The sequence below is a fragment of the Eubacterium sp. An11 genome, assembly GCF_002161065.1.
GTDB classification, from domain to species: Bacteria; Bacillota; Clostridia; order Lachnospirales; family Lachnospiraceae; genus Anaerobutyricum; species Anaerobutyricum faecale.
In genome coordinates this window covers 15508-29575 of sequence record NZ_NFLV01000005.1, presented here as the reverse complement: position 1 = coordinate 29575, position 14068 = coordinate 15508, and the positions used below count along the sequence as shown (strand labels likewise).

At 34.3% G+C, this 14068-nt stretch carries 10 protein-coding genes; all 10 read left to right on the top strand.

Features of this window, described 5'->3' with window-relative positions; translation table 11 throughout:
• Positions 1 to 7 precede the first annotated feature (7 nt).
• The 10 genes from B5E53_RS05610 to B5E53_RS05565 all read left to right on the top strand — a co-directional run bounded on the left by B5E53_RS05610 (position 8) and on the right by B5E53_RS05565 (position 14041).
• The gene (locus B5E53_RS05610; protein WP_087313071.1) at positions 8 to 1240 is read left to right on the top strand and encodes an oligosaccharide repeat unit polymerase; all 1233 of its coding nucleotides are present in this window, start codon (positions 8 to 10) and stop codon (positions 1238 to 1240) included.
• Positions 1227 to 2681 (top strand): flippase, encoded by a 1455-nt coding sequence (locus B5E53_RS05605; protein WP_343215601.1) that lies wholly within the window; start codon positions 1227 to 1229, stop codon positions 2679 to 2681. The genes B5E53_RS05610 and B5E53_RS05605 overlap by 14 nt, the downstream gene beginning before the upstream one ends.
• Positions 2682 to 2698: 17 nt before the next feature.
• Positions 2699 to 3808 carry a UDP-galactopyranose mutase gene (glf, locus tag B5E53_RS05600; protein WP_087313070.1) on the top strand — a complete coding sequence of 370 codons (1110 nt, stop codon included), beginning with the start codon at positions 2699 to 2701 and terminating at the stop codon, positions 3806 to 3808.
• Between the two features lie 40 nt (positions 3809 to 3848).
• Complete coding sequence (gene rfbA, locus B5E53_RS05595; RefSeq protein WP_087313069.1) at positions 3849 to 4706, top strand: glucose-1-phosphate thymidylyltransferase RfbA; 858 nt, start codon at positions 3849 to 3851, stop codon at positions 4704 to 4706.
• Positions 4707 to 4918: 212 nt separating this feature from the next.
• Positions 4919 to 6331, top strand: a complete 1413-nt coding sequence (locus tag B5E53_RS05590) for a sugar transferase (RefSeq protein WP_087313068.1) — start codon at positions 4919 to 4921, stop codon at positions 6329 to 6331.
• 70 nt (positions 6332 to 6401) lie between these two features.
• Positions 6402 to 8240, top strand: coding sequence for a glutamine--fructose-6-phosphate transaminase (isomerizing) (gene glmS / locus B5E53_RS05585; protein ID WP_087313067.1), 1839 nt, complete (start codon positions 6402 to 6404; stop codon positions 8238 to 8240).
• Between the two features lie 3 nt (positions 8241 to 8243).
• Positions 8244 to 9359, top strand: coding sequence for an acyltransferase family protein (locus tag B5E53_RS05580; RefSeq protein WP_087313066.1), 1116 nt, complete (start codon positions 8244 to 8246; stop codon positions 9357 to 9359).
• A 157-nt stretch (positions 9360 to 9516) separates the two neighbouring features.
• The gene (locus B5E53_RS05575) at positions 9517 to 10920 is read left to right on the top strand and encodes an MBOAT family protein (protein WP_087313065.1); all 1404 of its coding nucleotides are present in this window, start codon (positions 9517 to 9519) and stop codon (positions 10918 to 10920) included.
• 9 nt (positions 10921 to 10929) lie between these two features.
• Positions 10930 to 12015, top strand: a complete 1086-nt coding sequence (locus B5E53_RS05570; protein ID WP_087313064.1) for a DHHW family protein — start codon at positions 10930 to 10932, stop codon at positions 12013 to 12015.
• Positions 12016 to 12097: 82 nt separating this feature from the next.
• Complete coding sequence (locus B5E53_RS05565; RefSeq protein WP_087313063.1) at positions 12098 to 14041, top strand: hypothetical protein; 1944 nt, start codon at positions 12098 to 12100, stop codon at positions 14039 to 14041.
• Positions 14042 to 14068: the final 27 nt, after the last annotated feature.

Here is a 14068-nt window from a genome sequence, read left to right as displayed (position 1 = left end):
AATATTTATGAAAAAAAAATATATATTTCGAACCGAATTCCTTTTTTTTATTGCATTAGCGATATATATGGTAGCTAAAACCATTGAAATATCTACAATGTTTAATGATATTAATTGGATGCCACAATTAATGAAATTATTAAGATATATATCTTATGGAATAATTGCTGTAAAATTAATATATGATAGTATTTATACGGAAGTAGAAATAGTAAAAATTTTACTAATTTTTATTTTGTTGGGATTGGTTTCTCTTCATATTAATAGTAATATTCTTTTTTGTAGTTTTTTCTTTATTATTGCGGCAAGAAATATAGATATACGTAAGCTTTTGTTAGGAGCCTTTTGGATTCAGCTTATTTTAACTATAATGATTGCGGTTGCAAGTCAAATAGGATTGGTGTCTGATTGGATGTATAATATCGAAGGACGGAATAGACATTCTTTAGGATATATATATCCAAGCTATATTGCTTCAATATTTTTCTATATGATTTTAGCATATATATATATTCGAAAAGAAAAGTTACATCTACTGGAAACCATTATGATTGGAGTATTAAATTGCATCATTTTTGTACTTACAGATTCTAAAACAAGTTTTGTACTTACTTTTTTGGCTATTATAGTATTTTTTGTATTAAAATATTATAAAAAAGAATTAAAAAATAATTTGATTTCGAAATTATTGTACAGTTACTCGGTGTTTGGAATCGCAATAATCAGTATTTTTGCATGCGTTATATACAGTGATGAAAATAATTTTTTGGTTAAGATAAATAGTTTTATTAATAACAGATTAATTATGGGACATAATGCATTACTGGAACATGGAGTGACACTTTTTGGTGAAAAGATTCGATGGATAGGATTTGGAGGATTAGGATATACAACCAGTAGACTAAAAGAGGAATATAATTTTGTTGATTGTTCGTATGTAAAAGTGTTACTGGATTATGGAATCATTTTTTTTGTAATAATGTTGGTAGGATATGCCTTAGTAGCGTATAGAGCAATCGAACAAAAAGATAGATTTTTGTGTATGTGCATTATATTTATGTGTATATATAGTATTATTGAGCCGCGTATAATAGAATTTGGTTTTAATCCGTTTGTTTTGTCCCTATGCGTTTTATTTAGGAGTAAGATGTCAGAAGACGTGGGGCAGAAATTAAATGTGTTAAATGTAAATTCTGAGATTCCTGCGTTTGTTAGGAGGAACAATTGTGATAAGTTTTAACAAAAATTCTGTTAAAATAAATATGTTAATGAATGCGTTATTAACAATGTCATCATTTATATTCCCTCTGATAACGTTTCCATATGTGTCAAGAATATTGTTACCAGCAGGGACGGGAAAAGTAAATTTTGCGACTTCCGTTGTTAATTATTTTGCAATGTTTGCTCAATTGGGTATTCCAACTTATGGTATACGTGCGTGTGCGAAAGTCAGAGATAATAAGGAAAAATTATCAAAAACGGTACATGAGCTTTTATTTATCAACATTTTCATGTGTATTTTAGTATATATTGTATTTTTTATAGCATTATTTAGCGTACCTCGTCTGGCACAGGATAAACTATTATATTTCATTATTGGGATTTCTATTATATTAAATGCACTGGGTGTTGAGTGGTTATATAAAGCTTTAGAGAAGTATTCGTATATTACCATACGCTCTTTGATTTTTAAAATTATTGCTTTAGTCGCAATGTTTTTATTAGTTAAGAATCAAGAAGATTATATTTTTTATGGTGGGATTACAATTTTCGCTGCTTCTGCCTCAAATGTACTGAATTTTTGGAATTTGAGAAAATATATAATCTTAAAGCCACTTGGGAATTATAATTTTAAACAGCATATAAAAATGGTTATTACTTTTTTTTCCATGTCAATTGCGACAACCATTTACACTAATTTGGATAGTGTCATGTTAGGGTTTATGAAAGGTGATGTGGACGTTGGATATTATGGTGCGGCAGTTAAGATAAAAAATATTTTGGTTAGTTTAGTTACTTCTGCAAGTGCCGTATTATTGCCAAGAGCTTCTTTTTATGTAGATAGAAATATGCTGGAAGATTTTTACCAGTTGCTGAAAAAAACAATGCATTTTGTGGTGCTGATAGCTTGTCCTTTGGCTCTTTATTTTATGATTTTTGCGAAAGAGGGAATTTTCTTTTTATCGGGAGATGCATATGCAGGGTCAATCATTCCGATGCAGATTATTATGCCGACGTTGATTTTTATTGGGATGACAAATATTATTGGCATTCAAATGTTGGTTCCGCTGGGATTGGAAAAACAAGTATTATATTCTGAGATAGCCGGCGCAGTCGTTGATTTGATATTGAATACGATGTTGATACCAAGATTTGCTTCGGCCGGTGCTGCAGTAGGAACATTAGTAGCAGAAATTGTTGTGTTGATCTGGCAATTGGCAGTTATCAGAAACAGAAAAGTAAATTTGTATAGCGAGATTAAGACTTATAAAGTTATTATCGCTTTAGTTATTGCAACAGCAGCAAGTATTTGGGTGAAAGGTTTGTTTTCATCATATTTTGTAGTTCTGGTGATATCAGCAGTCTGTTTTTTTGTAAGTTATGGATTGATATTGCTTATCTTAAAAGAGCAGCTTGTGAAAGAGTTTATGAATATGACATTGAGCAAGTTTAAAAGATAAAAAAAGGGTGGATTAAAATGAAGAAGTATGATTATTTAATAGTAGGATCTGGGCTATTTGGAGCAGTTGTGGCTCAACGTGCACATGAACAAGGGAAAAAAGTTCTGATTCTTGAAAAACGTCCGCATATTGCCGGAAATGTCTACACAGAAGAGATAGAGGGGATAAATGTGCATAAATATGGAGCGCATATATTTCATACCAATAATAAAGAAGTATGGAAATATGTCAATCAATTTGCAGAGTTTAACCGCTTTACCAATTCGCCAGTTGCAAATTATAAAAATGAGTTGTATTCTCTTCCGTTCAATATGTATACATTTAATAAAATGTGGGGAGTAGTGACACCGGAAGAGGCAGCAGCAAAAATTGAAGAACAGAAAACAGCAGCAGGAATTACTGAACCGAAAAATTTGGAAGAACAGGCTATAAGTTTAGTTGGAACAGATATATATGAGAAATTAGTAAAAGGTTATACAGAAAAGCAATGGGGGCGTTCTTGTAAAGAACTTCCGGCTTTTATTATCAAACGTCTTCCGGTGCGATTTACTTTTGATAATAATTATTTTAATGCTTTGTATCAAGGTATCCCAATTGGCGGATATACGAAAATGGTTGAAAATATGTTAAGTGGCATTGAAATAATTGTAAACGAAGATTATTTGGAAAATAGAGAAAAATGGGATCATATTGCTGATAGAATAATATATACAGGAGCTATTGATGCGTTTTATGATTATCAACTAGGTGCTTTAGAATATCGTTCTGTTCGCTTCGAAACAGAGGTGTTGGATAAACCGAATTTCCAGGGAAATGCAGCAGTAAATTACACAGATAGGGAAACACCGTGGACACGTATTATTGAGCATAAATGGTTTGAATTTGGAACTCAGCCTAAGACAGTAATCAGTAGGGAATACAGTTCGGAATGGAAGTTAGGTGATGAACCTTATTATCCTGTTAATGATGAAAAAAATAATCAGTTGTATGAACAATATAAACGTATGGCGCAACAAGAGAAGAAGATTATTTTTGGTGGCCGCTTAGGTGAATATAAATATTATGATATGGACATGGTAATTGCCAGCGCATTAAAAATGAGTAAACAGATTTTAGAAAAAAATTAAAATAGATTAGAGTATTTTATAAGATAAAAGGAGAAAACACATGAAAGGTATTGTACTTGCAGCAGGAAGAGGAACCAGATTATATCCAATGACAAAGCCGGTATGCAAACCGCTGTTACCAGTGTATGATAAACCGTTAATTTATTATCCGATAGCGACATTGCTTCAGGCAGGTATTAAGGAGATTCTTGTCATTATACCACCGGGAGAAGAAAGAGAATTTACAAATTTGTTAGGCGATGGAAGTCATCTGGGGGTAAAAATTGAATATGCGATTCAAAAAGTGGCAAGAGGAATTGCAGATGCTCTTGTAATCGGGCATGATTTTATTGAAGATGACAGTGTGTGTCTGGTACTTGGGGATAATATTTTTCATTGCTATAATATGGAAGAAATTATGAAAAAGGCCATGGCTGAGGAAAGAGGAGCCAAAGTATTTGGATATTATGTGGATGATCCGCGCCCATTTGGAGTAGTCGAATTTGATGAAGAGGGAAGAGCGATTTCAATCGAAGAAAAACCTAAAAATCCTAAATCAAATTATATTATTCCAGGATTATATTTTTATGATAATCAGGTAGTTGAGATTGCGAGAGGACTGAAGCCATCTGCAAGAGGAGAGTTTGAGATTACGGATGTTAATCTTGAATATTTGCATAGAAATCAGCTTACGGTAATACCATTCGAGCGTGGTTTAACGTGGATGGATGCTGGAACAGCAGACAGTGTTCTTGATGCAGCAGAAACAATAAAATCTCTGCAGAAATCTGGATGCTATGTAGGATGTTTAGAGGAAATTGCCTGGAGGCAAGGATTTATTACGTTAGATCAGGTTCATAAATTAGGGGAAGCAATAAAAATGACGAATTATGGACAGTATTTATTAAAATTAAAGTAATTTCAAGATATCATGTATAGTAGACTTGCGTGATAATTTTTGTGTAATATAAAAGAAGCAGGTTATATAGTAGTATAATCTGCTTCTTTTGAGATTGTAGTTTTGCCTTGTTAAAAATATTGATTTTAGATGAGTTTTGTTGATGAAATGATGAAAGGATTTTGCTATAATAGCAAAAAGAATATATAAAATACGTAAAGCGGAGGAAAAAAATGTACAAGCAGAATCGAAAAGGCTGGAGTAAACATTTTGATTTCTTTTTTTTAGATGTAATATTACTCGAAGCGGCATTTTTCCTGAGTTATGGTATACGTCATGATTGGATATTTTATTTCAATATGAATTATTATAGGCGGGTAGGAGTTTTGCTCGCTTTAATCAGTATATGTATTGCAATGTTTCGTGAAGGGTATCATGGCGTATTGAAGAGAGATTTTGTAGAAGAGGTAAAAAGTGTTATTTTACATGTAAGTCTTGTGGAAGTAGCACTGATCGCGATTACCTTTTTTATGAAAGAATTGCAGTATTCCCGTGAAGTTTTTGTGTTATTCTGGATTATAGGTGTTTTATTATGTCTTTCAGGTAGATGCATATGGAAGGGAATCCTTCATCACAAAATGGTTCTGAACAGGGATAAACGACGGATTCTAGTGATTACTACTTCAAAAAGAGTGAAAAAAATAATAAAAAAATTAACATCGAATGAACTTTTTGATGGAGTGCTTGTTGGAATTGTACTCACCGATAAAGAGTTGAAAGGGGAAAACATAGAAGGAGTTACTGTGTTAGGAACATTGCAGGAAGACCCAGAATATTTTCATGATTATGTAGTTGATGAGATATTTGTCCATCTCAATCCGGGAGAGTTTCTTGAAAAAAAATATATTGATTTTTTCTTGCAGACAGGAAAAACAATCCACTTTGATTTAGACGGGCTGGCAGAATTAAATAGTCCTGCGTATGTAGAAGGTTTTTCAGGGTGTACAGTTATCACAACGAGTATGAAGGTTGTGACACCAGGACAGTTATTTATAAAACGTGTCATGGATATTTTAGGTGGCTTGGTAGGTATTGTAATAACCGGCTTGGCATGTATCTTTGTAGTGCCTGCTATTAAGATAGCTGATCCTGGTCCTGCATTTTTTTCTCAGGAGAGAATCGGAAAGAATGGTCGGCGTTTTAAAATATATAAATTCCGTAGTATGTATATGGATGCGGAAGAACGGAAAAAAGAACTTATGGATCAAAATGAGATGAATGGATTAATGTTCAAAATGGAAAATGATCCAAGAATCATAAAAGGAATCGGAAAGTTTATCCGTGATACCAGTATAGATGAACTCCCACAATTCTGGAATGTTCTGAAAGGCGATATGAGCCTTGTAGGAACTAGACCGCCGACTGTAGAAGAATATGAAATGTATGAGATGCATCACTTAAAACGTATTTCCATTAAGCCCGGTATAACGGGAATGTGGCAAACAAGCGGCAGGAGTGATATCACAGACTTTGAAGAAGTGGTGCGGTTAGATACAAAGTACATTAGAAATTGGGATATATCTTTGGATATAAAAATTCTTTTAAAAACAATTCTGGTTGTTTTAAAAAGAGAAGGATCAAAATAAGTAGTTTAATATAACAAAAATTATATTGTTCTAGGAGATGTAGAATAATATAAGGAATAGGAGAGTAATTATGTGTGGAATTGTTGGATATGTAGGTGATAATCAGGCGGCGCCGCTTCTCTTGCACGGACTTTCAAAGTTAGAGTACCGGGGCTATGACTCTGCCGGAATAGCTGTTAGAAATGAAGCAACAGGTGATATTCGGATTCTCAAGGCGAAAGGACGCCTCCATGCTTTATCGGAGAAGACTGATGACGGCCATGCGGTGACGGGTACCTGCGGGATCGGTCATACCCGATGGGCGACCCACGGGGAGCCGTCAGAGGTGAACGCGCATCCGCATTGTACCGATGATAAGTCCGTGGTGCTGGTACATAACGGCATTATTGAGAATTATCAGGAGTTAAAAGAGAAGCTGGTAAGGGAAGGATATGATTTTTATTCTGAGACAGATACCGAGATTGCCACGAAGCTGATCGACTATTATTATAAGAAGACAGGGGATCCGCTGGAGGCGCTCACCCGCGCGATGCTGCGATTCCGTGGTTCCTATGCGTTCGGTATCCTGTTTAAGGATTATCCGGGCAAGATCTTTGCGGCAAGGAAAGACAGCCCACTGATCATTGGAAAGAATGAGACTGGTCATTTCATCGCATCGGATGTGCCGGCGATCCTGGACAGCGTGCGGAATGTCTACTATATTGATAATCTGGAGATTGCGGAGCTGACCCGGGAGAAAGTCCATTTCTATGATATCGACCGCAATGAGATTAAGAAGGAAATGGTGGAGATCAAATGGAATGAAGAGGCAGCGGAGAAGGGTGGCTATGAGCACTTTATGCTCAAGGAGATCTTTGAGCAGCCGAAGGCAGTACGGGATACGATGAATGCCTATATCAAAGATGAACAGATTGATTTCTCCGCCGTGGGGCTGACCGATGAGATCATCGAGAACCTGGAGCGGGTTTACATCATTGCCTGTGGTTCTGCCTACCATGTGGGTATGGCGGCGAAATACATCATCGAGTCCATGAGCAATATTTCCGTGGAGGTGGATTTGGGTTCTGAGTTCCGTTACCGGGATCCGAAGCTGGCGAAGAATTCCATTGTGATCATCATTTCCCAGTCCGGAGAGACGGCCGACAGTATCGCAGCGCTGCGTCTTTCTAAGGAGAAGGGCGCGTCGGTCCTCGGTATTGTCAACGTGGTGGGCTCCAGTATCGCCAGAGAGAGCGATTATGTCCTTTATACTTATGCAGGACCGGAGATCGCCGTGGCGACCACAAAGGCGTACAGCACCCAGTTGATCGCTTCTTATCTGCTGGCTGTGCAGGGCGGCCATGTGCAGGGCGTGCTTTCTGATGAAGAGTATGCGGCATATCTGAAAGAGATGGCGACTCTGCCGGATAAGATCCAGAAGGTGCTGGATGACCGGGAGCGGATCCAGTGGTTTGCCAGCAAGTATGCCAACGCGAAGGATGTGTTCTTTATCGGCCGGGGCCTTGACTATGCCATCTGTCAGGAAGGAAGCCTGAAGATGAAGGAAGTCAGCTACGTACATTCGGAGGCATATGCGGCTGGAGAGCTGAAACACGGCACCATCAGCCTGATCGAGGACGGTACGCTTGTTGTCAGTGTGCTGACCCAGAGTGCGCTCTATGAGAAGACCATCAGCAACATGGTGGAAGTGGGCAGCCGTGGCGCGTACCTGATGGCGGTGACCACCTATGGCAACTACAGCATCGAGGGTACGGCGGACTTTACGATCTATGTGCCAAAGATTGATGAGCATTTTGCGACAACGCTGGCCATCATTCCGCTGCAGCTTTTAGGTTACTACGTGAGTGTGGCAAGAGGACTGGATGTAGATAAGCCGCGAAACCTGGCGAAGTCCGTGACGGTGGAATAAAATATGAGAAAAGATAGGAATTTGGGGCTTGATATAACTAGAATTATTGCATTTATTTCTGTCCCTTCTGTACATTTTTTCTTAAATTCTGGATTTTATGATACTCCGGTTTTGGGAGAAAAAATGTATGTAATGGTGATACTTCGAACGTTGTTTATGATATGTGTTCCGCTTTTTATGTTGCTAAGTGGATATTTAATGTCAGAACAGAGAATATTAATGAATAAGAAAAGTCTCTGGAAGCAATATAAAAAATTATCAAAAGTATTAATTACGTATATACTTGCTACGGCATTAATTTTGATATATAGAGGCGTTGGTTTACATGAACAATTGAGCCTAAAAAGCTGTATTTCAAACATATTAGGATTTAATCAATATTCTTGGTATGTAGAAATGTATATCGGCTTTTTTCTGTTAATTCCTTTTTTAAATTGTTTATGGCATAACATTCAAAAAGATGGAAGAGAAATCTTAGTTTTAGTGGTGATAGTTTTAACAACTATTCCAAGTATATTAAATATTTGGGATTTTGAAACACCGAAAGCTTTGATTTCACCATGGATATCAACAAACTATAAAACTATAGTTCCGGATTGGTGGGTGATATTATACCCGATTACTTATTATTATATTGGGGCATATATTAAATGTTATATTGATATAAAAAAATTAAGAACATGGAAGTTAGCTGTACTTTTAGTATTTGCGGTTAGTATTTTTGGCCTTTTTAATATTTGGAGGAGTTATTCGGTTAAATTTGTTTGGGGACCATGGTGTGGTTGGGGAGGATTTCAAAATGTTATAGATACCGTGTTGATCTTTTTGATAATTAATTCTATTGATTATCAAAAAGTCAATGAAAAAATTGCAAGTTTTTTGGCTGTTATATCCAATTTGACTTTTGGAGCATATATCTTGAGCTGGATTCCAGATACAAATAATTATCCTAAATTGAAAGAATTGGAACCAATTATGCAGTCACGGTTAAAATATTTTCCTATAATTGTGGGAAAAACAATTATCATAGCATTAATATTATCACTCATAATTTTTTTTTGTATAAAAATTATAAAAAAATTATTTTTGAATTTGAGAAAAAAAGTGTACAATAGTTGAAAAAGTTTTCAAACTGGGTAGGAATATTAGGATGGAGATGTTTGAATTTTTATGACTTTATGTTCCTTTATAATGTTGTTGTGATAATAATAAGAAAGTTAATGTTTGGTGATCTGGTAAATGTAAAGTAGCAGCAAACAATAATTGGGAGAGAAAAATGGAATTCAATTCATTAATTTTTATAACAATATTTTTTCCAATCTTGGTCATCAGTTATTTCTTTATAAAAGACAATTTGAAAAATTTATGGCTATTGATTTTTGGTTTTATATTCTATGCATGGGGAAGTTTAAGGGGGCTGTGCATAATAATTATCCTGGCTTTGATTAACTATACGTTAGGGTTATTGATTTTTCATAGAAAGAATAGTAAATGGTTATTAGTTTTAGGTGTAGTAATTAATGTATTGAGTCTGGGATATTTTAAATATACGAATTTTTTTATTGAAAATATTAATGCAGTATTTGATTCAAATATATCAGCTTTAAATATTCTTGTACCGCTTGGGATTTCTTTTTTTGTGTTTAAGGCAATCTCTTATCTTGTCGATGTTTATAAATGTAAAGTTAAACCGGAAAAAAATATAGTGGATTTTTTACTGTTTATGACATTTTTTTCGCAGATATTATCTGGCCCAATCGTGAGATATGTGGATATGCAGGAAGAGCTGAAGAATCGTTCTGTTGACGGTGATGATATTCGGTACGGATTAATGAGGTTTGTGATTGGACTTGCTAAGAAAGTCTTTATTGCAAATAATCTGGGTATTTTAGCGGATTCCATATGGGGGATTTCTACTCATGAGATGACAGTAGCCGTGGCATGGATTGGATCTCTGGCATATACGTTACAGATTTATTTTGATTTTTCAGGATATAGTGATATGGCAATCGGCCTGGCGCGGGTATTCGGATTCCACTTTAAAGAGAATTTTGACTATCCATACATATCGCGGTCGATAACGGAATTTTGGAGGAGATGGCACATTTCTTTGTCGTCTTGGTTCAGAGATTATATTTACATTCCATTAGGTGGAAGTCGAACAGGAAATGTATATTTTAATATTTTTGTCGTATTTCTGGTAACTGGAATATGGCACGGCAGTGCATGGAACTTTGTGATATGGGGACTGTGGAACGGATTTTTCAACATCATAGAGAAGTTTTTAGGCAGCAAAGGATATAAAGTTGGCACCGGAAATATCGTTCAAAAAGTGATATCCTATATCTATACAATGTTTGTAGTAAATATGGGCTGGGTGTTCTTCCGTGCTCCGGGATTAAAACATGCATGCAGTTACATTTTATCAATGTTCGGTTTGAATGATCTGAGTGCGGTCGGATATACGGCAGGTTGGTATCTGACAAAATTTAATATCGTATTACTGATTGTGGCTATTATTTTCAGCGTGCCGATTTTGAAGAATTTTTATAAGAAGTATGTGAAAGAAACAGCCGGTTCAATAGCAGTTGAAAATATTATTTTGGTTATTTTAATGGGAATATGCATTGTGGGAGTGGTTTCATCTTCTTATAATTCATTTATCTATTTTCAATTTTAGGAGGAAGTTATGCGGAAAGTATTAAATTATATTTTTATTGTATTGTTTTTAGCTGTATGCATCATTCCTCTGATTTTTTCTAATAAAAAAGCTGGGATGATTTCCAAAGTAGAAAATAGGGCGTTAGCTGAATTTCCGGAGGTATTCAACGATGATGGAGCAATAAATCCAGAATTGAAAACAGGATTTAATAGTTGGCTAAATGATAATATAGGATTTAGAGATACATTAATGGGATTCAATACAAAAATTCAGTATACTCTTTTTAATAAAATAAACAGTAGTGATGTGATTTTGGGAAAAAATGGATGGCTCTTTTATCAGGGTGAGGGTGGTATCTCCATTAATGACTACCAGGCTAAAACACTCTATACCGAAAAACAATTGAAGAAGATTCTGAATAATGTAACAGAATTACAAAAATGGTGTGACGATAATGGTATGGAATTTGTCCTTATGCTAATGCCGAACAAAGAACACATTTATCGTGAGTACATGCCAGACGGAATTAAAGAAGTCCACAAAGAAAAAAATATTGATTTAGTCGTAGATTACATTCGGGAAAATAGTGATATTAAAGTGGTGTATCCTAAAGAAGAGTTGTTAAAAGCAAAAGAAAAATACGACGTATATTATAAATATGATACTCACTGGAATGATTTGGGGGCTTATGAAGGATATAAGGCTTTAATGTCTGCGTTAAATATTACGCCGTTATCTTTTGAGAATATAGAGGCCAGAGAATATGATGGCGGCGATTTGGCGAATATGGCTATGTTATCTGGAATAATAGAGGCTTATGATGAAAATTTTATTTCCTATAGCGGAACGGTAGAGATATTGTACGATGATGAAAACGGAAACAATGCATATCAGAAGTATAGATATAATGATGGGCATGGAAAAATATTTTTTATGGGTGATTCTTTTAGAGATGCATTAAAACCTATGTTATCCAGAACATTTGAGTACTCTGATTTTGTTCATAGAGATACTGAAATTTTTAATGAAGTTCTTAAAGAAAAACCAGATATATTTGTATATCAAATGGTAGAAAGATATGTTTCTCGATTGGAGAATCCTGTTTTAAAATGATTTTCTGAAAAATTATTTATAAGAATCTTGGGTTGCTTTTTATAGAAAATAGTTTTTTATGTGGTTCAAATGAGGTGTTAGTATGTTGGCAATCATAGCTTTGTTTTTTCCAGCTTTGTTATTGCTGGGTGTAAGAAGTAAAATGTTGGGTTTTACAACAAGCTATAAAAAGAATATTATTTTATATGTTTTTTCTGTAATTACATTAAACTGGGTTATGGATTTGATTTTATTTTACGGATTTCAAAATGCAGGAAATATTATTTTGAAATTAAATAAATATAGGGATTTCGCTTGTAAATATATCTTATTGGCAGGTGTGATTGCTGTTATTATACCGTCAATAGAATATATAGTAAGACGATATTTCAATTTAGATAAGCGAAAAAATTTTTCAGAAGACAAAAATAAAGATAAACGGATAAATGTAGTTATAAAAAAACCATCATTGTCGGTATTAATTTTATACGGTCTTTTTCTGATTTTGATGATTGTGACAATCGGCAATAAAGAGACTTATCATGTAGACGAAACATACAGTTATGGATTGGCGAACCATCAAGGCGGGATTGCTATCAGTATTGAAGATGGAAAAAGATATTCTGAACCGGCGGAACCTTTTTTGAAATATTTAACAGTAAATAAAGAACATCGTTTTGATTATCAGAATGTATGGGAAAATCAAAGCAAAGATGTTCACCCGCCATTGTACTATGCTCTGCTTCATACCATATGTTCGTTTTTCCCAGGAACCATTAGTAAATGGTATGCTGGAAGTATAAATATATTATTTGCTTTGTTAACGTTGTTTGTTTTAAGAAAATTAATATTGCAGTTAACAAATAAAAATGAAAAAATTCGAGATATTATATCTATAATGTTTGTATTATCTTCTGGAATTTTGTCGGCCATATCTTTTTTTAGAATGTATATATTGGCAATGTTTCTAGTGACATTATTAATTTATTTGCTTGTAAAAGAAATTGGCATATGGGAGTTTAGTTTGAGTTTTTATGTAAAACTAGGTGTAGTGGCTCTTTTGGGTGCACTTACTCATTATTACTGTATTGTATTTACTGTTTTTATATGTGTGGTATTTTGTATGATACTCTTATTAAACAAAAGGGTGTTTCCGGTAGTAGGCGTTATTATTACTGGAATATTATCTGGTGCTTCTGCCTATAGAATATTTCCGTATATGTTATATCATATGTTTGGTGGATATCGTGGTACAGAAGCTGTAAATAATTTGAATCAATCTGCAAATGAATTTTGGGAGCGCATTAAAAACTTTTTTAATATTATTGATGCAGAAATATTTGGAAATATATTAGAATATATTGGTGTTACAGTACTCTTTATATTAATTTTGGTTTATGTATTTGAGAAGCAATTTCATTATCGTAATAGCATTAAACAATATATTTTTAATTCTTCTGAATCCAGGGCAAAGATTGTGTTAATGCGATATTCTTTGATTTTTATACCGATCGGTATGTATTTTTTTATTGTATCCAAGATGGCTGCATTTGTTACTGACAGATATATGATGCCCATTTATGCAGGAGCACTGGGAGGGATATTTTGTCTGGTTATCACTTGTTTACAAAAATTATTTAAGGACAAAATTTTATTAATAGTTACTGCATTGTTGATGACTGTTGTAGTGATAAATGAATGGGAGGATGTAAATTGGTCTTACCTATGCAAGGATTCAGCTAATCTTATTGAAATGTCTGAAAATAAGCAAAATGTAGATTGTCTGTATGTATATGATGAAAATTGGAAAACACAGCCTTCTTTTTCGGAAGTTCGTAATTATAATAGTGTAACCTTTGTTAATAATAGTGATCTGGAAATGTTATCATCTCTGGAAATTATTAATAATAAAGAGATGATGCTTTTAGTTACAGCTGATTCAGAGAAAATATTGAAAGAAATAATGAAAACTTGTCCTCAATTTAGTGCTTATTCGGAAATGGGTACGTATGCTTTTACTACTACGTATTATTTATATTCAGAGTAGATATAGGTAAATATTGATTAGCGTTTC